The 24965-nt window shown below is 38.9% G+C and carries 17 protein-coding genes; all 17 read left to right on the top strand.

Going from position 1 to position 24965, the window contains the following annotated elements; translation table 11 throughout:
- Positions 1-294: MFS transporter (locus DWZ47_RS31105; protein ID WP_233525097.1), on the top strand; the 294-nt coding region annotated here is incomplete at its 5' end.
- Positions 295-425: 131 nt separating this feature from the next.
- Complete coding sequence (locus DWZ47_RS23330; RefSeq protein ID WP_032846418.1) at positions 426-1601, top strand: AGE family epimerase/isomerase; 1176 nt, start codon at positions 426-428, stop codon at positions 1599-1601.
- 124 nt (positions 1602-1725) lie between these two features.
- The gene (locus tag DWZ47_RS23325) at positions 1726-4755 is read left to right on the top strand and encodes a SusC/RagA family TonB-linked outer membrane protein (protein ID WP_233525096.1); all 3030 of its coding nucleotides are present in this window, start codon (positions 1726-1728) and stop codon (positions 4753-4755) included.
- A 14-nt stretch (positions 4756-4769) separates the two neighbouring features.
- The gene (locus DWZ47_RS23320) at positions 4770-6410 is read left to right on the top strand and encodes a RagB/SusD family nutrient uptake outer membrane protein (protein WP_032846409.1); all 1641 of its coding nucleotides are present in this window, start codon (positions 4770-4772) and stop codon (positions 6408-6410) included.
- Between the two features lie 57 nt (positions 6411-6467).
- On the top strand, positions 6468-6809 hold the full coding sequence (locus DWZ47_RS23315; protein WP_229090530.1) for a hypothetical protein: 342 nt from the start codon (positions 6468-6470) through the stop codon (positions 6807-6809).
- Positions 6810-6822: 13 nt separating this feature from the next.
- Positions 6823-8121: a DUF5018 domain-containing protein gene (locus DWZ47_RS23310; RefSeq protein ID WP_032846407.1), complete on the top strand. Its 1299-nt coding sequence runs from the start codon at positions 6823-6825 to the stop codon at positions 8119-8121.
- 29 nt (positions 8122-8150) lie between these two features.
- Entirely contained in the window at positions 8151-9395 is a 1245-nt protein-coding gene (locus DWZ47_RS23305) for an alpha amylase family protein (protein ID WP_032846405.1), read from the top strand.
- Between the two features lie 36 nt (positions 9396-9431).
- Positions 9432-10415, top strand: coding sequence for a phosphodiester glycosidase family protein (locus DWZ47_RS23300; protein ID WP_182281641.1), 984 nt, complete (start codon positions 9432-9434; stop codon positions 10413-10415).
- Positions 10416-10534: 119 nt separating this feature from the next.
- Positions 10535-11833, top strand: coding sequence for a family 10 glycosylhydrolase (locus DWZ47_RS23295; RefSeq protein ID WP_080706947.1), 1299 nt, complete (start codon positions 10535-10537; stop codon positions 11831-11833).
- Between the two features lie 33 nt (positions 11834-11866).
- Positions 11867-13840: a glycoside hydrolase family 97 protein gene (locus tag DWZ47_RS23290; protein ID WP_004308405.1), complete on the top strand. Its 1974-nt coding sequence runs from the start codon at positions 11867-11869 to the stop codon at positions 13838-13840.
- A gap of 12 nt (positions 13841-13852) precedes the next feature.
- Positions 13853-15241 (top strand): SGNH/GDSL hydrolase family protein, encoded by a 1389-nt coding sequence (locus DWZ47_RS23285; protein WP_032846401.1) that lies wholly within the window; start codon positions 13853-13855, stop codon positions 15239-15241.
- Positions 15238-16710: a calcineurin-like phosphoesterase C-terminal domain-containing protein gene (locus tag DWZ47_RS23280; protein ID WP_117514849.1), complete on the top strand. Its 1473-nt coding sequence runs from the start codon at positions 15238-15240 to the stop codon at positions 16708-16710. Before DWZ47_RS23285 ends, DWZ47_RS23280 begins: the two co-directional genes overlap by 4 nt.
- A 25-nt stretch (positions 16711-16735) precedes the next feature.
- On the top strand, positions 16736-18739 hold the full coding sequence (locus DWZ47_RS23275) for a glycoside hydrolase family 97 protein (protein ID WP_032846415.1): 2004 nt from the start codon (positions 16736-16738) through the stop codon (positions 18737-18739).
- A gap of 7 nt (positions 18740-18746) precedes the next feature.
- Positions 18747-20930: an alpha-N-acetylglucosaminidase gene (locus DWZ47_RS23270; protein ID WP_117514858.1), complete on the top strand. Its 2184-nt coding sequence runs from the start codon at positions 18747-18749 to the stop codon at positions 20928-20930.
- 21 nt (positions 20931-20951) lie between these two features.
- The gene (locus DWZ47_RS23265) at positions 20952-22403 is read left to right on the top strand and encodes a calcineurin-like phosphoesterase family protein (RefSeq protein ID WP_117514847.1); all 1452 of its coding nucleotides are present in this window, start codon (positions 20952-20954) and stop codon (positions 22401-22403) included.
- A 4-nt stretch (positions 22404-22407) separates the two neighbouring features.
- The gene (locus DWZ47_RS23260) at positions 22408-23808 is read left to right on the top strand and encodes a DUF5009 domain-containing protein (RefSeq protein ID WP_004308398.1); all 1401 of its coding nucleotides are present in this window, start codon (positions 22408-22410) and stop codon (positions 23806-23808) included.
- 18 nt (positions 23809-23826) lie between these two features.
- Positions 23827-24897 (top strand): SGNH/GDSL hydrolase family protein, encoded by a 1071-nt coding sequence (locus tag DWZ47_RS23255; RefSeq protein WP_004308397.1) that lies wholly within the window; start codon positions 23827-23829, stop codon positions 24895-24897.
- Positions 24898-24965 lie beyond the last annotated feature (68 nt).

Here is a 24965-nt window from a genome sequence, read left to right as displayed (position 1 = left end):
GTATTCTGCTGTGCCGTATCCATCTGTGCCGTGGTGTTCGTGCTCCTCTCGGAGATGTATCCCACCAAGGTTCGCGGACTGGCCATGTCGATAGCAGGATTCGCTCTGTGGATCGGAACGTACCTGATCGGACAGTTAACCCCCTGGATGCTCCAGAACCTTACCCCCGCCGGAACATTCTTCCTGTTTGCCGTTATGTGCGTACCGTATATGCTAATTGTCTGGAAACTCGTGCCGGAGACCACCGGGAAGTCGCTGGAGGAGATTGAAAGATACTGGACCCGTTCGGAATAAATATAAAACAGACCTTAATAACAATAAACTAACATTTTATAAATATGGATAGTAAGAATAACATTGGTCATTCAGCGGACATCTCTTTCACTGCTGAATTGTCCATACCAATCTATAATGGAAATAATAGTATGGATTTCGAGAAACTGGCAAGTCTGTACAAGAATGAACTTCTGGACAGTGTCCTCCCTTTCTGGCTTGAACACTCCCAAGACCACGAGTATGGTGGTTATTTCACCTGTCTGGACCGTGAAGGAAAAGTGTTCGATACGGATAAGTTCATCTGGCTGCAATGTCGTGAGGTGTGGATGTTCTCCATGCTTTACAATAAAGTGGAAAAACGCAAGGAATGGCTGGATTGTGCCGTTCAAGGTGGTGAATTTCTAAAAAAATACGGACATGATGGTAACTATAACTGGTATTTTTCCCTTGATCGTTCGGGTAGACCATTGGTAGAACCGTATAATATATTCTCGTATACATTCGCCACCATGGCTTTCGGACAGTTGAGCCTTGCAACCGGTAATCAGGAATATGCGAACATTGCCAAGAAAACTTTCGATATAATCCTTTCCAAAGTGGATAATCCGAAAGGGAGATGGAATAAGCTTCATCCGGGTACCCGTAATCTGAAGAACTTTGCCTTGCCAATGATCCTCTGTAACCTGGCACTGGAGATAGAGCATTTATTGGATGAAACGTATCTGCGGGAAACAATGGATACTTGTATCCATGAAGTGATGGAAGTTTTCTATCGTCCTGAACTCGGAGGTATCATTGTTGAAAACGTGGACATAGACGGTAATCTGGTCGATTGTTTTGAAGGTCGTCAGGTGACTCCGGGGCATGCCATTGAAGCGATGTGGTTTATCATGGATCTGGGCAAGCGTCTGAATCGTCCGGAATTGATAGAGAAAGCCAAAGAGACTACTCTCACGATGCTTAATTATGGTTGGGACAAGCAATATGGAGGTATCTACTATTTTATGGATCGTAACGGTTGTCCTCCCCAACAACTGGAATGGGACCAGAAACTCTGGTGGGTGCATATTGAGACGCTTATTTCCCTATTAAAAGGTTATCAACTGACCGGAGATAAACGATGTCTGGAATGGTTTGAAAAGGTACATGACTACACTTGGGAGCATTTCAAGGATAAAGAATATCCTGAATGGTATGGCTACTTGAACCGAAGAGGCGAAATATTGCTACCACTCAAAGGAGGAAAATGGAAAGGATGCTTCCATGTGCCAAGAGGACTGTATCAGTGCTGGAAAACATTAGAAGATTTGATGAATTATAAATAACTATCTTGTTTTATTAACATTAATATTTAATATGGAGAAACAAATCACATGGAGTATAAGGTTTATAGCCTTATTCATCTGTTCGCTTTCTTTCTTAAACGTTCATGCTCAAAAAAACACGAACGTGAAAGGGACAGTGTATGACTCAAACAATGAGCCGCTTGTCGGTGCTACTGTTAGTGTAAAAGGGAATTCGTCCAACGGTACTATTACCAATATTGACGGACAGTTTAGCCTAAATGTACAGGATTTAAAATCGACTTTAGTAGTTTCCTTTGTCGGGTATCAGACTCAAGAGGTTGCTTTACATGGTCGTTCAGAAATTACTATTAGACTTCAAGAAGATGCACAAGCATTGGATGAAGTTGTAGTGGTGGGGTATGGAACTCAAAAAAAGAAATTCTTAATAGGTTCCGTTTCTCAAGTAGGCTCTAAAGAGTTGATGATGGCTCCTCAAGCTAACCTTTCTAATATGATGACAGGTAAGTTACCGGGGGTAACGAGTGTTCAACGTTCCGGTCTTCCCGGAAACGACCAGACATCTATCAACATCCGTGGTTTAGGTACTTTTTTAGATTCTAGTCCTCTGATATTAGTGGATGGCGTTGAACGTATGTTGAATACTGTGAATCCTAATGATGTAGAAAACATATCTATTTTGAAAGATGCAGCTACAGCATCCGTTTATGGTTTGGCAGCGGCAAATGGAGTAATCCTGGTAACGACCAAGAAAGGTACTGAAGGTAAAGTAACTCTTTCGTATGACGGTTCTGTTACTTTCCAGAAAAATACAGCCATGCCTGAAATGCTAAATGGTCCTGACTATATTTATTGGTATAATAAGGCAAGTGAACTTGATGGTAACGGGCCATATTATGGAGCTGATATTCAGACGAAAGTGGCTAACAACTATGATCCAGAAGGTAAATATGGAAATACAAACTGGACAAAAGAAGTTTTTAAGGATTATGGCTTCACACATCAACATAATATTTCAGCTTCCGGTGGTAACAAGAATATCCGTTTCTTCACCAGTATAGGCATGTTGGATCAATCCGGTATCATCGAAAATGTGAATTATGATCGTTACAATGTCCGTTCTAACGTAGAAGGTAATATTACCAAAGATTTAACGTTCGAACTTAATATTTCTGGCTTTTATGAAGAAAAGAACTGGCCCGGAATTAGCACAAGCGCACAGGCTGAACAAAATCCCATTCAGCAGGCTGTTTATTCAGCCCCTATTATTCCTATCTATTATCAAGGAGAATATACAGCTTGGATTGGTCCTGGTAGTTCCACCACACAGAGTCCACTCGCTACTTTAAGGAATAGCGGATTTCAGAAAAACCAAAGACATGAGTTTGATGGTACAATGAAAATTAGTTATGCCTTTCCTTGGGTAAAAGGGTTGAAAGCTTCTCTCGGTTTAGTTTATGATACTAGTTATTCGGAAGATAACGGTTTCTTGGTAGGATACAATGTTAATGCTTATAGTGCAGATTCTAAATCATATAATTTAATGCGTGCCTCTTCTACAAGCGAGAAAGGTAATTACACTAAATCTGCATCTTCTTTCAGAAGATTTATGGTCCGCCCGAGTGTGGAGTATGCTAATACCTTTGGCAAGCATGCAGTTTCAGCCCTATTCTTATATGAACAGACACAACTGAAAGGCTCTACAATGACAGGAAAGATGGGTGGCTATAATTTTAATGATCCGGTTGATCTTTCATTAGGTACTGAATTTATATCCAATCCTACAGGTAGTCATAGCGATAAAGCTACTATTGGTTATGTAGGGCGTTTCAATTATATTTTCGATAAAAGATATCTTGCAGAATTTGCTTTTCGTGTAGATGGATCCTATAAATTCGCAAAAGATAAAAGATGGGGATTCTTCCCTTCTGTATCTTTAGGATGGGTAATCTCTGAAGAAAACTTCATAAAAAACAATTTCTCTTCTATCAACCTGTTAAAGTTGCGTGCTTCTGTCGGTGAATTGGGTAGTGATAATACAGATGCTTTTTTGCATAGAAGCATTTTTAAGGTAGAGAAGAATGCGTATATATTCGGAGGAGTTCCTTATGCAGGATTAGGTGCATCCAACTCTATTACTTCCAGCTTAACCTGGTCTACTACCCGCAGTTACAATATTGGTGCTGATCTGACAATGTGGAATGGATTATTGGGAGTAGAATTCGATTTATTTTATAAGCTGACAAAAGATATACAAGAAAGCCGGAGTGGCGGTTTCCCTCCTTCATTAGGAGGAAATTATGCTCAAAAAGGAAATACGGGTAAGATCGACAATCGCGGTTTTGAATTGGTATTGAAGCACCAAAACCACGTTAATGATTTTTATTATAGTATAACCGGTAGTGTAGCGTGGGCTAGAAATAAAGTTCTGTCGCGGATTGAAAGTGAAAGTACTCCTTGGTACCGGACAAACATAGGTGAACCTTTAGGACAAATTTATGGCTATAAAGCTATAGGCTTATATCAAACACAAGAGCAATTGGATAACCGTCCTTTTGTTGGTAATGGAGTTCAACGTTTAGGAGATATCATGTATGAGGATATCAATGGAGATGGTAAAATTACGCAGGATGGGGATAAAGTTAAAATCGGCCACAGCACTTTACCAGAGTTAAACTACTCTCTGTCTATGGACTTCAACTGGAAAGGGTTCAATTTGAGTGCATTATGGCAAGGAGCTGCTATTGTTAGTTATACGTTGAATGGTACTTATAATCATGGTTCAATGGACAATACGGTCTATACACGACCATTCTACTCGGGAGGAAATGCTCCTTATTATCTGGTAGAAGATTCATGGACACCGGAAAATACGAGTGCCCGTTATCCCAGATTAAGTGCCATTCATAATGGAAATAATGCATATACCTCTTCCTGGTGGTTGGTAAATGGTAATTTCTTGCGTTTGAAGAATTTACAGTTTGGTTATACAATTCCTAAAAAAATACTTGCGAAAGCCAATATTGGACTATCTAACGTTCGTGTATATGTAGCAGGCACCAATCTGTTTACTTTCACAGAATTCAAATATTGCGACCCTGAAATGGCTATTATAAATAATGGTTATTATCCCCAACAAAAGAATTATAGTGTTGGATTAAATATCACATTCTAATTAAATCAATAATTATGAAAATAAAAAGATTATATCTATTAGGGATAGGGCTGATGTTTACGTCACAGTTTCTAATCTCGTGCCATGATTTGTTGGAGAAAGATCCCACAGACTCATATTCAGAAACAGTAGCCTGGAGCTCGGAATCTTCTTTAGATATGTATGTGACTTACTTATATAAGCCTCTCAATGGCTTATCCAACTTTTCTTCTTTATCCTTAACCGATGGATATACAGATTTAGTTAAGTATGGAAATGGAGTTCCACAAACATGGAGTGCTCATAACAAGATTCTGTTGCAGCAAAACACAATAACATCAGATAATAATCCGATGTCATCGTGGGGACTTTATACTGACATATTTAGAGAAAATGTATTTTTGCGTGATGCCGGTATCTATGGAAGTAAGTTTAATGAAGATTTTCTCAATACTCGTATTGCTGAAATTCGTTTTATTCGCGCTGTGAATTATGCACGTATGATTAGAATTTTCGGAGGAGTTATTCTTCGTGACGAAACAAATGGAGTTGATTCAGAAGGGGAAAAAGCAAAAGCAAGAGCAACTGAAGCCGAATCATGGGATTTTGTTCTGAAGGACCTGGAATTCGCAGCCCAACACCTTCCGAAAGAATGGGACAGCAAATGGGATGGGCGTTTGACTAAAGGAGCAGCGTATGCCTATATGTGTCGTACAGCACTCTTTGCAAAACGTTGGGATATTGCTATTACCGCTGCTGATGAGATTAAAAAGCTCAATAAGTATGACTTAATGGATGAATATAAAGATGTATTTAAAGTGGCAGGTAATAAAGAAATTATTTTCTCCATAGCATACAAAATTCCGGATATGCCCCATTATTTCGATCGCTATTTTGCTCCTGACGGTAAACAAGGAATAAGAAGAGCTGTCCCGACAAGTGAACTGGTTGATTCTTATGATATGGCTGACGGAACTCCTTTCTCGTGGAGCGGCTCCATGGCCAAAGATCCTTATGTAGGTCGTGAACCTCGTTTCTATGCATCCATTATATATAATGGGGCTACTTGGAAAGAAAAGACTATTTATACCTATGTAGACGCTGAAAACGGTTTTGCTGCTTACAGAGATAATATGAATCCGGGAGAAAAACAAACTGTTACCGGATATTTCATCAGAAAATATCTACAAGAAAACAATACCGAATTTGATGATAAGGGAAGCGATCAGTTTTGGATTGAAATGCGTTATGCGGAGGTTTTGTTAAATCTGGCTGAAGCTCTGGCAGAACAGGATTATGCTAAAAATCAGGATGATGCCTTGGAAGCTCTCAATGAAGTAAGAAGACGTGTTGACCTACCGGAACGTACAACACAGGAAGCACCGGATAAAGACTCATTTATGAAACTATTACGTAAGGAGCGTATTTGTGAATTGGCCTTTGAAGGATTCCGTTATTGGGATTTACGCAGATGGCGTTTGGCTGGCGAAGTTATTGATGGAAAACAGGCACATGGAACAAAAATAACCAAAAAAGATGATAATTCTTATACTTATGAACAAGTGTCATGTGACGACAATATAAACCGCTTCTTTCCAGAACGCTATTACTTGCTACCTATTCCTGTAGATGAATTACAGAATAATCCGTTATGTGAGAATAATGCTCCTTGGTAATATTAAAAGATTATTATAGTTATGAAAAATTTCAAAGTAATTACATACATCATATTAATGATAGCATTTAGCTTTTCCTTTTCTTCTTGTGAAAAGCATGATGATATCCATTATCATTCTGATTGTGATATCATATCCATTATGGTTCGTGCTAATTCTCCGGAAGATGGTACTACTTATGATGGGGTTATATCAGAGAATGGAAATATAACTTTCGAACTTCCGGCAAAAGTGAAATTGAGCGAATTATATGTAACAGCCAATTTGCCTGTAGCAGCATTTGCTTATCCTTCATTGACTGGTGCTAAAGATTTATCTACTCCATTTAAACTAACTATTGTAGCAGGTGATGGAACGCAAAAGGAGTATACTCTGACTGCTAAACACCCAAATAACTAAAAAAGTAGATGTTATGAAAATAAAATATCATAATTGGCTTCAAGTTGCTGTCATGGCAACAATGGTTGCATTTTCCGCATGCTCGGATGATCCAACATTATACTCTGATACCGATATAACCGGATTCAAAGTTAGATTGGGCGAGGGTAATTATAAACAGGGTACCATTAAGGATGGTAACATCATTGAATTTAAGATTACTCCGGACTTGGATTTGAGCAAACTCAATGGAGTTACTTGTTCTTTCTTTATCTCTCCATATGCAACAGTTACACCTACCCCCGATGTACCTCAAGATTTTTCAAAAGATGTACATTACACAGTGAAGGCGCAAGATGGCACAACCACTGACTGGACCGTAAAATGGACTTATGGCGGAAAAGTAAATGATGGAGAAGGTTTTGAATATTTTTTCAAAAAATGGGAAATTAGTCTACCTACTCCATCCAATAAAGACAAAGATGGTTTCGGTGCAGTGTTTGGTAATTATATAATAGACACCCAATTTAATTTCTATGATAAATATACAGGGCAGAAAGTAGATAAGACTTTAAATGTGACAGGAATAGACGCTTCTTTGTGCCAGTTAGTCAATGATGACGCTGGTAATTTGATCGGTGTAGTAAAAAACGTAGGATTATACAGATGGACTACTGTTGAGGGAGCTCCACAAAAGGTTGCTAATGTAACTCCCGGAGCAAATAAAGTTTCTGCAATCGGTGATATTGACAAAGTGGGATATGTTTATGATTCTAAACCTGATGGTGTAGGTACACATGCAGTTTACAAATTTGAGAATGGTACATATACAGGCACTTCAACCTTGGTTACCGGTCGTCCCAGTAATGATAGTAACTGGCGACAGATTGTGGCTGTACTCGGAGTGTCAGATAACCCGCCATTTTATGTTATAGACGCAGTGAATGCCGGAGGTGTAATGGGACCGGAAATCGGTTATAAAGCAAATACGGCAGGGGCATTTAACAGCATCACAGGTCCATATATAGACATGTGGAATAAGAAAGGATACGCTGGCTGGGGAAATCATGTACTTATTTCCGGTAGAGGTATTCCATTCAATGGCAGATGGTACGGAGCAACCATAACTTGCGGTTGGGGCTGGGTTGGACTACACCTGCTAGACCCGTCTAGTAATCATTCATTACCTATCACAGAAACACTCGAGCCATGGACTACCAACTCTTGTATCTGGACTACTTGTTCACCAAGTGATGACGGAGAATCATTATATCTCTATTACGGTTATGGTGTAGGTATTCGTTGTTATGAACTTACAAAATACGAGAAATAGGCATACTCCTAATTATATAGAATTGAAATATGTTGAATAAAAGCATTATATCGTTTTTTCTATTGTTATTTGCTACCTGTTCCTTTGCCGGGAACAGGGGCAAAAAACAACCTAAATACCTTTGGTTTGATGCAGAAGCTAATTTTGAACGCTTTGCCTCTAAAGATTCTATTTCTTACTATTTGGAAAAAGCCAAGTCAGTAGGATTCAATCAAGTAGTAGTAGACGTCAAACCTATATACGGGGAAGTACTGTATAAAAGTAAAATTCTACCTCCACTTACAACAGTAAATGGCAAAGTAATTCATCGTGATTGGGATTACCTGCAGTATTTTATCAATGAAGCTCGTCGGTTAGGATTAAAAGTCACTGTTTCTACTGCAATGTTTCCGTCCGGACATCCCGCTACCAACGAAGGTTTGGTCTATGAGGAGTCACGTTGGGATGGGAAAACATGCTTGGAATATACACCTGACGGAAAGATGCTTGACATCAGAGAGGACAAGAAAAAAGTAGGAGCTTTTTTAAATCCGGTTCGTAAAGATGTCCGCAAATTTGCTTTAAGTATTGTTCGTGAAATAGTGAAAAACTATGATGTTGATGCTTATGCATTAGATTATTGCCGATATCCGGGAGATGATAGTGACTTCTCTGCTGATAGTCATAAAGCTTTTGAACACTACTTAGGAAAAAAAGTCCGGAACTTTCCAGATAATATTTTTACATGGAATGCCGATGGAACGAAAAATCCTGGTGTTTATTATAAAGAATGGTGGGCATTCCGGGCTAATGTTATCACAAGTTTTGTGAAAGAAGTGCGTAAAGAGATTCATTCTATCAATAATAAAGTAGAACTGGAGTATTGGGCTGCTTCCTGGATTCATGGTATTTATGGACAAGGCCAGAATTGGGCCAGTCCAGAATCTGATTTCTCATTAAATTATCCGTGGGGATCGAAAGCCTACAATGAATCAGGATTTGCACCTTATCTGGATACTTTCTTATGTGGAACGTATTTAGAACGTATCTATGGCATGGATGATCCGGAATCGATAGAGTATGGTATTGCCCGTGCACGGAGATTAGTTGGTAATGATTGCAAAGTATTCGGAACGATATATGCTTTAAATCATAAAACCAATATAGCCGATGCAGTAAGTCTTTGTCTTGAAAAATCGGAAGGCTTGATGATATTCGACATAGTACAGGTTATTGAAATGAATCTGTGGGATGATATCCAAAAAGGTATTGAACGTGCGGAAGCACAGAGATAATAAGAAATAAATATTTACGATTAAATCGATATGATAATGAAAAATATATCAAAATATTGGCTTCTTTTCATGATTGCTGCCATGTCTGCAACAAGTTGTTCAGATGATGATAATGAAAAGGTGGTAATGCCGGATCCTGATCCGACAACATTAGGCTGGGTTAAACAGACAACAGAGTTTGGCACGTTACCTGAATACATAAGTGTATACAAATCTCCGTCAGAACTGGAAGGCATGAAAGCCATAGCTTTTATTGCTGTTGCGGATATGTCAAAAGCAAATTTTGCAACTATCGGAGACCAGATATATTCTAAGACTCCCAATCAAATCTGGCAAGCAGAACAACAAAAATATCCGATAATTATGAATGGTGGATATTTTGTAATGGGAGCCGGAAAGTCTGTCAGTCTGCTATGCCGTGAAGGAGAGGTCTTAGCTGTGAACTCGCAGGAGGAAATACGTTCTCAAAAGAGTTATTATCCTACACGAGGTATCTTTCAGCTGTCGAAGAATGGTTATTTCTCCACAGATTGGGCTTATACAACAACTGATGGTGTGACATATACCTATGAACAACCTTCTCCCAATAAGTCCGGTTATGAGCCTCAACCTGCACCTTCGGCTTATTTTCCGACGAGAGGCGTGAAATTAAATGCAGAAACGGCGATTGGAGGTGGACCGATCCTGTTGAAAGACGGAAGTGTGAGAAATACTTTTATTGAAGAACTTTTTGATGAAGAAAGTGGAGTTGCTCCCGAAAATTATCATCCAAGAACCGCTATCGGAGTAACAGCCAATAATAAGGTGATATTTTTCGTTTGTGAAGGCCGCAGTGTAACGGAAGGTGTAAAAGGTATGAATATGGCTATGATGGCTAATATCCTGAAGAGTTTAGGTTGTGTAGATGCTATGAATCTTGATGGTGGTGGTTCAACTTGTATGTTGGTCAACGGTCAACCGGTGATAAAGCCAAGTGCTGGTGCCCAACGTGCTATAACTACGGCAGTAGCTTTAAAATAACGGTCGAAAGATCTTTAGGATAACAAGTTTGTTTTATTTAGCTTTCTTATTATTCTCGATTTCAGGCTGTATTTTTTTCTAAATATCAGCCTGAAGTCGAGAAATAAAAACAATAAAGTATGAAATACATTCCAAGCATTTTATTATTCTTTTTTCTTCTATCATTTAGTAGTTGTTCTACAAAGACTGTAGAATCCGAGCTTCCCGAGCCAAATCCTCCCACTCCTGTCATTCCGGAAGAACCCACTCCTGAAAAAGAAAAAATGCTATGGTTTGATGCAGAAGCAAATTTTGAACGTTTCTCAAAAAAAGAGAATATCACATATTATCTTGATCTCGCCAAATCAACAGGTTTTAATAAAATTGTAGTAGATGTGCGTCCTGTACAAGGCGATGCCCTGTTTAAAAGTTCTTATTTAACCCCATTGACCGATCTTGCCGGTACACATATCGAAAGAGATTGGGATTATCTTCAATTTTTTATTGATGAGGCTCATAAACGTGAACTTAAAGTAACGGTCTCTGCTACTATATTTACGGCAGGCTTACCTTCTTCTAAAAATGGAATGGCGTACCGTGATGATACATGGGATGGAAAAACTTGTTTGGAATATACCAAAGATCAGGGTTTGATAGATATTAAGGACGATAAAACAAAAGTCTCCGCCTTTTTAAACCCAGTTTTACCGGAAGTACAAGACTTTTGTCTGAATTTTATAAAAGAGTTAGTTACAAATTACAATTTTGATGGCTTTGCCTTAGACTATTGCCGTTATCCGGGAGATGAAAGTGATTTTTCGGAGGCAACAAAAATAGCTTTCGAACAATACATCGGAAAGCAATTAGATCGGTTCCCGGATGATATTTTCATTTGGAATACAGATGGCACTAAACGGACAGGGACTTATTATAAGAAATGGTGGGAGTTCCGCTCTATGGTCATACGTAATTTTGTAGAACGGGTGCGTACAGAAATTAAAAACATTAAACCGGATATTCAATTAGAATATTGGGCTGCCTCATGGATTCATGCTATTTATGGGCAAGGACAAAATTGGGCATCCACCGAATACGATTTTTCCAAAGAATACAGTTGGGCTTCACCTGAATATAAAAATACAGGTTTTGCCGGATTGTTAGACACCTTTCTATGTGGAACTTATTTAACCAAAATATTTGGATTGAACGATCCCGAATCCATAGAATATGGAATAGCGCGTGCACAACGCATTGTTCATGGAGCATGTAAAGTCTATGGCACTTTGTATGCTTTAAATCATAAGGACAATATAGCAGATGCTGTTTATGTCTGTCTTTCCCAATCCGAAGGATTAATGGTGTTTGACATTGTGCAAGTAATAGAATTCAATCAATGGACACCCATTAAAGAAGGAATTCAACGAGCAGAGAGTCTTTAAATAGAGAATATTCAATAAAATATAATATATAAAATGAAACGAGTACTTATATTATTACACATTATTTTATGCACATGCATAGTAACTCAAGCCAAAAACTACACTGTAAGTTCACCGGATGGAAAAATCAAGGTGACGGTAACAGCCGGAAAACAATTGAGTTGGAGTATTAATTACAATGGTGAACGTATACTAAATCCCAGTCTGATGCAGATGGATATTGAAGGGCAGACTGAACAACCGGGAGTAAATCCGAAAGTAATAAAAGCTAAAACACTTAAAGTAAATTCGGAGCAAACAGCTGTCATTCCACTTAAACAAAGAATTATCAAAGATCAATATAACCAGTTAACTCTGACTTGTAAAGGTAACTACGCAATAGTCTTCAGAGTATATAACAATGGAGCCGCTTATCGTTTTGAGACTTCATTAAAGCAACCTAAAGTTATTATTAATACCGAAACTATTGAACAGAACTGGACTGAAGGGTGTAAGCTATATTGGCCAAGAGAAAAGAATCAAGAATACCTCACACACTGCGAAGCCATTTTTGATGAATTAAACATCTCCTCGCTCACTAAGGATATGAAAGGCTATCTACCCATTTACCTCTCTACTCCTAAAGGAACGAAAGTTGTTATTATGGAATCCGATCTTTTCGATTATCCCAATCTATTTTTAACGGGTGATCGTAATAACACGCTATCCGGTGAATTTCCTCCTGTAGTTTTAAAAAGTGCCTTAAAGGAAGGTGCCGACCGTGACGAAGTATTATTGGAGAAAGCCTCTTACATTGCTGAAACTGAAGGAACAAGAACTTTCCCTTGGCGTGTGTTAATGATTAACGAAGACGACAAAGCGGTTATTGAAAATAACTTAGTGTATCAATTAGCCTCTCCATCTGTTACTCAAGACACAGACTGGATAAAACCCGGAAAGATTTCTTGGGATTGGTGGAGTACATTGAACGTATACGGGGTAGATTTTAAGGCAGGTGTGAATACGGATACCTATAAATATTTCATTGATTTCGCTTCAAAATACGGAATTGAATATATTTTATTAGATGAAGGTTGGTCAGCCGGAACCTGGAATATTAAGGAGCCAATACCCGGGTTGGATATACCGGAACTGGTACGATATGGAAAGGAAAGAAATGTAGGTCTTGTATTATGGACTTTATGGAACCCACTTGATAAAGAATTGGACGAAATTCTGGATGTTTATGAAAAATGGGGAATCAAAGGTATAAAAGTAGATTTTATGCAACGTTCGGATCAATATATGGTTAATTTCTACGAACGGGTAGGAAAAGCCGCAATGGAGCGTAAATTACTCGTTGATTTCCATGGTTCTTTCAAACCTTCCGGTTTACAGAAGAAATATCCCAATGTGATGACTTTTGAAGGTGTACTTGGATTAGAGCACGATAAGGATTCAAGAGATATTAATCCGGTACATGACTTGATTCTTCCGTTTACAAGAATGGTAGCCGGTCCGATGGATTATACTCCCGGTGCAGTAAACAATGCAACAGCGGAAGACTTTTACATCAATTTCGTACATCCGATCAGTCTAGGTACACGCGCCCATCAGGCAGCTTTATATGTAGTGTATGAAAGCCCGTTACAAATGTTAGCAGATTCTCCCTCAAATTATTATAAAGCTCCAGAATTTGCCTCTTTTATTTCCCGTATACCTACCATTTGGGAAGATACTAAAGCTATAACAGCTAAAATCGGAGAACAATTAGTTATTGCCCGTAAGAATGGTAAGAATTGGTATTTGGCAGGTTTAACAGACTGGAATGCCCGTAATATTGAAGTGAAACTGGATTTCCTTGAAGCATCCAAATATAAAATGGAAATTTTCAAAGACGGTGTGAATGCAGACGTTTACGCCTCGGATTTTAAAACAGAAGAAGTAATGGTTTCAAAAGATGAACTAATTAACATCACCATGGCTAAAGGTGGCGGTTGGGCAGCAATTCTTACTCCAGTTGAATAAAAAGGTTTAGTAATGAAGAAAATACTATTTATATTATATACCTGTTGCATTTTATCGTTTCCTGTAAGTGCGCAGCAAATTCCGTCATTTAAAGCAAATGACAGAATTGTTTTTCTTGGAAATAGTATAACGGAAGGAGGGCATTATCATTCTTATATATGGCTGTATTACATGACGCACTTCCCCAATTTACCTCTTCGTATGTATAATGGAGGAATTGGTGGTGATTGTGTGAGCCACATGGTTTATCGTTTCGATTCAGATATTAAAATCAAAAAGCCGACCTATTTGATCTGTTCTTTCGGGATGAATGATTCCGGATTCGACGGATATAATAAGCCCGGATATGATAAGTATGCGAATCAGCAGGTAGAGTATGCTCACACAGAGTTTGAAAAACTGCAACGACAGATTCTTGCTGACAAAAAAATAAAAAGCGTAGTACTTCTAGGTTCTCCTCCCTATGATGAGAATGTGAAATTGAAAGGAGTAGAAGTACTACACGGAAAGAATGAGACGATCAAACGAATTATTGAAATGCAGGCAGAAGTTGCCCAAAAGAGAGGATGGGGATTTGTCAATTTCAATACTGTGATGTGCGGGTTGAATAAGCAGATTCAGCTATCTGATTCTACAGCTACTTTCTGTGGCGGTGACCGGATTCATCCTGATAAAGACGGTCATATGGTAATGGCATACTTATTCCTGAAAGCACAGGGACTTGCAGGACAGGAAATCGCTTCTTTCCAAATCAATGCCACTAACAGGAAAGCAATGGAAGAGCGAAACTGCCGAATATCTCATATAAAGAATGAAAATGACACAATATCTTTCAGATATTTATCCCGTTCATTGCCTTTCCCTATCGACACGATTCCTCGCTGGGGAACGAAAGGTACAGCTCGGGATGCTATCAGACAAATTCCCTTTATGCAGGAAATGAATCAGGAAATAATGAAAGTAACTGATTTGCATGGCATTTTCCGGGTTACTATTGATGGAATAGAAATTGGCTGTTGGAGTGGCGACGAATTGAGTAAAGGAGTTAATCTGGCAGAAATATCATGTACGCCCCAATACCAACAGAGTCTGTCTATCATGTATCTGAATGAAGAAAGGTGCGCCATAGAAAAACGTTTACGTCAGTATATGGCTATGCAGTATGTCTTTTTTAAACATAGAGGATTACTTTTTGCAGATAATAAAGCTGCTCTTGATGCTGCCAAAGCGGAACGGGAAAGTCATTATCTGGTGAAGTATTTATATACCAATTATACTCAAGCCATGTTTCCGCAGATACGTGAAGCCTGGCAGGCTGAAATAGCCCAGTTGATAACTCAAATATATAAAATAAACAAGCCTCTTACGCGTTTGATTAAAATAGAAAGGATTAAAGAATGAAATTAAGACTATTATTACTTTTATGTCTGTTCCAATGGAGTATTTCCTGCGTTAGTGTACAGGCTGCAACTACTCCCGTAGTCTATTACGGGAAAGTACTGTCCGGAGGTAAGGGAGTGGCTAATGTACCTGTGACAGATGGTACGCAGATTGTCCTTACAGATAATAAAGGACGATACTCTATGACAAGTACCTCTGATGCAGAATACATCTATATTACCCTTCCTGATGGCTATGACGTTCCGATGAAAGGTAAAGTCCCTGTATTCTTTCAAAAAGTGCCTGCTCAACCTTCAAAGAAAGTACATTTTGATTTTGAGCTGACACAATCATCTACGAATAACCAAAAGCACGTTTTGGTTGTATGGGCTGACCCACAAGTGTATTTTGACGAAGAAATGCCACAAGTACGAGAGGCCTCAAAAGATGTGAAAGAGCTGTTGGCAACTAGTTATCAGGGAATCCCTGCGTATGGAATAGTGTGTGGAGATATTATTGGTGACATCAATAAAAAGCCCAGCTATTTTGCGCCCATGATAGATGCAATAGCCGAAACGGAAATTCCCTTCTTCTATGTAATTGGAAATCATGACTTAGATTTAAATGTACGTTCCAATGAACATGCACGTACTACTTATAAATCTTATTATGGTCCCACTTACTATTCATTCAATAGAGGAAATGTGCATTATGTTGTTCTCGATGATATTTTCTTTATTGCAAAAAGCTATTTGTATGTTGGTTATCTTACCGAACAACAACTCCAGTGGTTGGAACAGGATTTGAAACAAGTCACTCCGGGATCCACAGTAGTAGTTGCTACACATATCCCTACCTATTCAAGAGAAGCACGCCGAAAGGAATGGGGAAAGGAGTCTACTATGAAAGTAATGAATAACCGCTCTCATTTGTATGAGTTGCTAAAACCTTACAATGCTCATATCATGTCAGGACATGAACACTATAATGAAAATTATGTGTTGGCAGACAATCTTTACGAACACGTGCACGCCCCCTTGTCAACATTGTTTTGGCAAGCTCCCTCGGCTTGTGATGGAACTCCGGGCGGATATGCCGTCTACGAGTTTGACGGAGGTAAAGTTAACTGGTATTACAAATGTGTAGGAAAAGATAAGGACTATCAATTTGAACTTTATCCGGTAGGTGCCAGTCGAAATAAAAAGGAAGCAGTGGTGGCAAATGTTTGGAATTACGACCCAACCTGGAAAGTGAAATGGTATGAAAACGGTATTGACAGAGGAGAAATGAGTCGTTTTTCCGGATACGACCCTGCTATTTATGAATACTGTGATAAAAACAGTTCTACATTTAAACATAAGTATTTGGGAGCAGACATTACTGAACACTTGTTTTATGCGGTTCCTGAAATGAAGGATTCCGAAATACGTGTAGAAGTTACAGATCATTGCGGTAATGTATATACCCGTAAAATGCAGCAACCTAAATAAGCAAAAACATAAAAAAGGAAAGAAAATGAATCAACTAACTGCATTAAGAAAAGTGTTTTATATTGTGGGAATCACCAGCTTCCTTTCAGCTTGTAACCAAACTGATAATCTGGTACTAAAGTCCCCGGATGGTAAGATACAACTAACAGTCACAGAGAATGATAATACAATATCATACGCAGTAAATAAAGAGAATGAAACCATGATACTCCCTTCTAAATTAGGGTTTATCCTGGAACATGGAGATAGCTTAAACCATTTTGTAATTAAAGGCACCGAACGTTCCTCCTTGGACGAAACTTGGGAACAACCTTGGGGAGAGAGCCGATATGTACGTAACCACTATAATGAATTGAAAGTACTACTTCAAGAGGTAGCAGGAAAACGTAAACTTAATGTAATATTCCGTCTCTTTAATGATGGTATCGGATATCGTTATGAGTTTCCGCAACAGGAATCCATGGATTCATTAGTTATTATGAGCGAAGCAACAGAGTTTAAAATGCCGCGTATACATAAAGCATGGTGGATTCCCGCATCCGATCCATATTATGAATGTATAGCAACATTCTCTTCCATAAATGAACTGGATACTGTACGCACTCCTCTAACAATGGAAACTGCAGAAGGAAAGTATCTTGCCATTCACGAAGCTAACCTGACAGATTATCCCAAAATGAATCTGACAGTCAAGGATTCTGCCACACTCTGCGCTTCATTAGTTCCTTGGTCTAATGGAGTAGCAGCATACATCAAAGCTCCATTTGTTACCCCTTGGAGAACAGTTGTTATTGGTGATAAACCGGGTGATCTGGTTACATCTTATTTGATGTTGAATCTCAACGAACCCTCCAAAATTAAAGATACTTCCTGGATAAAACCAGGGAAATACATCGGTATATGGTGGGAAATGCATTTAGGAAAAGGAACATGGTATTATGGTCCCAAACACAGCGCTACCACTGCTAATACAAAGAAATATATAGACTTTGCATCAGAAAATTGTATCTCCGGTGTGTTAGTAGAAGGATGGAATGTCGGCTGGGAAGGAAACTGGATGAAACACGGGGATTCTTTAGACTTCACCAAACCTTATCCGGATTTTGATATTAAGGCAATCACTGATTATGCACGTGAGAAAGGCGTAGAATTGATTGGACATCATGAAACAGCAGCTGCAACCCGCAACTACGAGAACCAATTAGACAAGGCCTTTGCTTTCTATCAACAATATGGAGTGCATGTCGTGAAAACCGGATATGTGAATCGCCTAATGGATTTTAAAGAAGCTCATGACGGGCAGTATGGTGTACGTCACTATCGGAAAGTGATAGAAACTGCTGCCAAATATCAAATAGCTATTGACAACCACGAGCCTGTTATGCCTACCGGTATTGAGCGCACATGGCCTAATCTTATGACCCAGGAAGGCGTGCGCGGACAGGAACACAATGCATGGTCTCCCGATGGAGGAAATCCGCCGGAACATACAACTGTTATTCCTTTTACCAGAGGACTAGCCGGCCCCATGGACTTCACATTCGGAACTTTCAACTTTACTAACGAAGCATATCCGGGGACTCGTGTCAATACTACACTTTGCAAGCAATTAGCGCTATTTGTCGTGATCTACAGCCCCTTACAAATGGCCTCGGATTTACCAGAAAACTACAAAGGCATCAAAGCGTTCGATTTCATTAAAGATGTACCTACCGACTGGGATAAAACTTATGTGGTAGATGCCAAAATTGGTGATTATTCCGTGTTTGCGCGGAAAGACCGTAACACCAGCGATTGGTATGTAGGCTGCATCACAGACGAAAATGCAAGAGAGCTAGATGTTCCTTTGAGCTTTTTGGATGCGGACTCAAAGTATACTGCGCAAATATATGCTGACGGTGACGATGCGGAATGGAAAACGAATCCGACTTCTTTCAAGTATGGAGAGAAAATAGTAACAGCTTCTGACACGCTTCATGTCAAACTGGCAACAAGCGGTGGATGTGCTATTCGTTTTATCAAACAATAATATGATTATGAAGAAAATACTAAGTATACTCCTTTTTCTAGTTGTTGTCTGCCAAATACGTGCGGAAGATGCTAATATCACTACCATGCGTAAAATGACACAACGGTTGTTTCCTCAACATGCTTCATCTTTTGATTTCCGTCTGTTGAATAATACTTCTGCAGACACTTTTACCATCAAAAGTGAAGGGAATAAAATTATTATTTCCGGAAATAACGCTAACTCTATGGCAGTAGGTTTGAATCATTATTTGAAAAACTACTGTCTGACCACTATTTCATGGTATAAGGATGATCCGATAGAATTACCTAAAACTCTCCCTTCCATATCAACAGAAGTCACTATTAAGGCAAATGTCCCGACCCGTTTCTTTCTAAACTATTGTACGTTCGGGTATTCAATGACTTGGTGGAAATGGAGTGATTGGGAACATTTTATCGACTGGATGGCTTTAAATGGAATCAATATGCCTCTTGCTATTACCGGTCAGGAAGCTATCTGGTATAAAGTCTGGAGTAAACTGGGATTGACAGATGAAGAAATACGGGGATACTTTACAGGTCCTGCACATCTTCCATGGCATCGAATGTGTAACTTGGATGGCTGGCAAAGTCCTTTACCTAAAGAGTGGTTGTCAAGTCAGGCAGCGTTGCAGGAACAGATTGTTGCCCGTGAACGTGAATTTAATATGCGACCTGTATTGCCGGCTTTTGCCGGGCATGTACCGGCAGCATTGAAACGGGTTTATCCCAATATAAAAACAACCAGAGTAAGCGAATGGGGAGGTTTTGCCGATCAATATCGTTGTACTTTCCTGAATCCCATGGATTCTTTGTATGCGATCATACAAAAAGAATATCTTACCGAACAGACTCGTTTATATGGTACAAACCATATCTATGGCATCGATCCGTTCAATGAAATAGATCCTCCTTCATGGGATGCCGATTCTTTGGGAATGATGGCTAAGCATATCTATGAATCTGTAGCTGCTGTAGATCCTGAAGCGGTATGGTTGCAGATGACATGGCTGTTTTATGCTGACATCAAGCATTGGACCACTCCACGTATCAAATCCTATCTTCGTTCTGTGCCTCAAGACAGGTTGATTCTATTAGACTATTTCTGTGAATATACAGAAATCTGGAAACAGACAGACAGTTATTTCGGTCAACCTTATCTTTGGTGTTATCTGGGTAATTTTGGTGGCAATTCCTTTCTGTCAGGTCCGGTAAATTTGGTGAGCGAACGATTGGCAGATGCTTTAAAGAATGGCGGCAGTAATCTTAAAGGAGTAGGTTCCACTCTCGAAGGCATAGACCTGAATCAGTTTATGTATGAATTTGTTCTTGACAAAGCATGGAATGGAGGTCAGACAGATAAAGAATGGTTCTTTAAACTGGCAGACAGACGAATTGGCAAGATATCTCCCGAAGCGAGAAAAGCATGGGAAATACTAGCAAATAAAGTGTACGTTCAACCGGCACAAGTGGGACAAGGCACACTCACCAATGCGCGCCCTTGTTTGAAAGGAAATGGACACTGGACTACCAAACCTACGATTGAATATCAACCCAAAGATTTAGTTGAAGCATGGAGATTACTGTTATCAGTAAAAGACTGTCAACGAGATAGCTATGAGTTTGATTTGGTCAATATTGGACGACAAGTTTTAGGGAATTATTTTAATGTAGTCCGTGATGAGTTCACCCTTGCATATGAAGCGGGAGATATACCGATGATGAAAAACCGGGGGAATAAGATGAGAGAGATTCTTGCTGACCTTGATAAACTCGTTAGCTGTCATCCAACTTTCTCATTGCATAAATGGATCACTGATGCTCGTGATATGGGACATGATGCCGCTTCTAAAAACTATTATGAAATGAATGCCCGTTCTCTGATTACCATTTGGGGAGATAGCTATCACCTGACCGACTATGCTAATCGATCATGGGCAGGTCTAACCAATCAATATTATTCTGTTCGGTGGGATCGTTTTATAAATAAAGTAATCGAGGCTGCTGAAAAGAAGAAGAATTTTGATGAAGAAGAATTCTTTAATCAATCACGGATTTATGAAAACGAATGGGTAAATCCTAGTAACAGAATCAGCTACAACGAAGGCGGTGACGGAATAAAACTAGCCCGCCAAATCTATAAAAAATACGCAAAAGAAATCATTCGATAAAATTATAAAGTATACCTCAATATGAGAACGAATAAACTACACTTGTTTTTATTTCTTTTAATGTGTTTCTGCCTGAACCTTTCAGTTCAGGCGGAAGCCTCTATCAACATTATCAAAGGTAAAGTCACCTGCGAAGGTAAAGGAATGGGGGGAGTAATGGTTACCGACGGCCATATATGTGTGCAGACCGACGCTTCAGGGAAATATAGTATCCCCACTTTGGGAGACAGTCGTTTTGTATATATTTGTACTCCTTCAGGCTATCTGACAGACCGGAAAGGAACTATCCCTTCTTTCTATCTACCTATTGATTATTCTAAAAAGCAAAACTATAATTTTAATCTGAAGAAGAATCCCAAAGATGATGTTTCCCATGTTTTTGTAGCTCAATCTGATATACAAGTTACTTCCAGAGACGAACTGGCTATTTATCAACATGTAGTCGACGATTGCAAACAACTTCTCTCTTCTTATGCAACAACAGAAGTTTTTGGAATTGATTGTGGAGACATTGTAGGCGATCATCAAGAATTATATCCCGATTATTTGAAAAGAGCCGATCAACTGGATATACCTATCTATCGTGTAGTTGGCAATCATGATATGAATTATGACGGTCGCACGCATGAAACTTCCTACAAGACTTTTGAAGATACTTTTGGTCCTTCTTACTATTCTTTTAATAAGGGAAATGCCCATTATATTGTAGTAGACAATAATTTCTTTATCGGACGTGATTATTTCTATATGGGTTATCTGGATGAGAAAACATTTGCATGGCTTGATAAGGATTTATCATACGTACCGAAAGGGGCACTCGTATTCTTCATTATGCATATCCCTTCCCGCCAAACAGAAAAACAAGAAGCTTTTTTGTATAACTATGATATGATTGGTAATCAGATGGTCAACGCAGGTGCACTGCATCAGATGTTGAAACCCTACAAAGCACATCTTATCACAGGACATACTCATTACAATCTTAATGTCGTATTCGATGAGAATCTGATGGAACATAATACGGCTGCAGTTTGTGGTACGTGGTGGAAAGCGGATATTTGTCTGGATGGTACTCCACGTGGTTATGGCATATATGAAGTAAATGATAACGATGTAAAATGGTATTACAAAAGTTCCGGATATCCCAAAGAACATCAATTTCGTTCTTATCCTGTAGGAGCTTCTAAGGAACATCCGTCAGATATTATTGCTAATGTATGGAACTGGGATAAACTGTGGAAAGTGGAATGGCTGGAAGACGGTCAGTTGATGGGAAACATGACACGATATACTGGTTTAGATCCATACGCATCAGTAGTATGTTCGGACCGGGAAAAGATGGTATATACATGGATTACCCCAAGACCTACCCAACATATGTTTCGGGCAACTCCTAAAAATAAAGATGCTCATATAACGGTTAAAGTAACCGACCGTTTTGGCAAAGAATATATTCAAACAATCAATCCATAGATATATGAATAAACGTGCTTATGCTTTAGATGCCCTACGAGGTTATGCCATCATCACGATGGTGCTTTCGGCAACTGTTGCATGGAATTCTCTACCCGGATGGATGTATCACGCACAAACTCCTCCTCCGGACAGAGCTTTCGATGCCAGTTTATCGGGAATCACCTGGGTGGATCTTGTTTTTCCATTCTTCCTGTTTGCAATGGGTGCTGCTTTCCCTTTCTCGATCAAAAAAAGATTTGAGAAAGGGGATACTAAGTTACGATTAGTATATGAAGCTATCAAGCGAGGTGTGCAATTGACTTTCTTTGCTATTTTTATTCAACATTTTTATCCGTATGTTTTAAGTAATCCACAAGACGTGCGTGCCTGGTTATTATCCATTCTTTGTTTTATTATACTATTTCCTATGTTCATTCGCATCCCTCTGAAAATGCCAGATTGGATGCGTACAGTTATCAAGGTAACGGCCTATGTAATAGCCATTGTCTTGTTACTGACAACTCAATATGCAAATGAAAGAACTTTTGATGTATCATTCAACAACATAATCATATTACTGCTGGCAAATATGGCTGTTTTTGGTTCGGTCATATATATTTTCACAATGCAAAATCTCCGGGCACGAATAGGTGTATTACTAATATTGATGGCTTTGTTATTAAGTGGACAGGTTGACAATTCCTGGACACAAGCTATATACACCTACACACCTCTACCTTGGGCTTTTCATTTTGAGTATTTACAATATCTCCTTATCGTGATTCCGGGAAGCATCGCCGGAGAGTATTTGATGGAGTGGCTGAAGCAGCACAATGATTCGTCTGTTGAATCTACAAATAAATGGAAAGCTATCGTAATGATTCTTTTGACATTAGCTATAATTATTGTAAATTTGGCAGGACTTTATACACATTGTACAGTCTTGAACCTGATAATAAATATTCCGTTGCTGATAAGTGGAGTCTTTTTATTGAGAAAGGGCACAGGATTTATAAAGCTTTGGAGAGAACTTTTTACAGCCGGAGCTTTCTTAGTTGTTTTGGGATTATGCTTTGAACCTTTTCAGGGAGGTATAAAAAAAGATCCCGCCACTTTGAGTTATTTATTTCTCACTTCAGGTCTGGCATTTATGGCTTTATTGCTTTTAAATGTGATATGTGATTATTTTCGTTGTGTAAAGAGTACCCGTTTTCTTGTAATGCCCGGACAAAATCCCATGATGGCCTATGTAGTAGGAGATCTGTTGATTATGCCCGTAATCAATTTATTAGGAATTGCATCATTGCTTGTTTATTTCAATGAGAATGCATGGATGGGATTTTTACGAGGGGTAGTATTAACGGCATTATCAGTATTGGTAACTATGTTCTTTACCCGAATAAAATGCTTTTGGAGAACTTAAAACAATAATATTCAAAATATGAAAAGAAGAATTTGTGTTTTTATAATGCTTTTTTTGATGTGTCATATATATGCCCAACTAGTATATCATGATGCATCAAAGTTCCCTCTATTAGGAAAAGCCACCGAAGCCACCGGAGCACGATATGAAAGACTTCCGGATTCATTGAAGAATATCTCCCGTGCTCCGTTATGGAATTTAAGTCGTAATTCTGCCGGAATGGCGATACGTTTTCGCAGTAATTCTACCACGATAGCTGCAAAATGGGAAGCTCTTATCAATTTTCATATGAATCACATGACTGACACAGGTGCAAAAGGCTTAGACCTTTATTGTCTTCAGAAGAATGGGGAGTGGCGTTTTGTAAACAGTGGTCGTCCAAATGGAAAAACAAATCAAGCAACAATCATTGCTAACATGCAACCGGAAGAGAGAGAATATATGCTTTATCTTCCTCTCTATGACGGTTTGGTTTCCCTATCTATAGGGATTGATTCGTTAGCTACTATCGATCAGCCTTTAATTGATTATCCGATTCGCCAGAAGCCGATTGTATTTTATGGAACCAGTATTCTTCAAGGAGGTTGTGCTTCACGTCCCGGAATGGCACATACAAACATTATATCAAGAAGACTGAACCGTGAATGTATCAATCTGGGATTCAGTGGAAATGCACTTTTAGATTTAGAAGTTGCCAAAGTGATAGCCGAGGTAGATGCCAGTGTTTTTGTTTTGGACTTTGTGCCTAATGCTTCTGTAGAACAGATGAAAGAACGCATGGAGACATTCTATCGTATCATTCGTAGTAAACATCCGGATACGCCAGTTATTTTTATAGAAGATCCTATTTTCACTCATACACTTTATGATGAGAGAATAGCTAAAGAAGTGCAAAGAAAGAATGACACATTAAAGGAGATATTCAATCGGCTAAAAAAGGAAAATGAGAAAAATATCATTTTAATCTCTTCAAAGAATATGCTGGGAGAAGATGGAGAAGCCACAATTGATGGTATTCATTTCACAGATTTAGGCATGATGAGATATGCAGATTTAGTTTGTCCAATCATTAAGAAAGCAATCAAATAAAATAGTGACGCTATCGGCTCGGTATAGCGTCACTATATGAAGCTTATAGCAACGCTATCCTATTGACA

The organism is Bacteroides sp. AF32-8BH, from assembly GCF_003435205.1.
In the GTDB taxonomy this organism is placed as follows: Bacteria; Bacteroidota; Bacteroidia; order Bacteroidales; family Bacteroidaceae; genus Bacteroides; species Bacteroides ovatus.
This window is presented reverse-complemented; position numbering and strand designations above follow the sequence as displayed.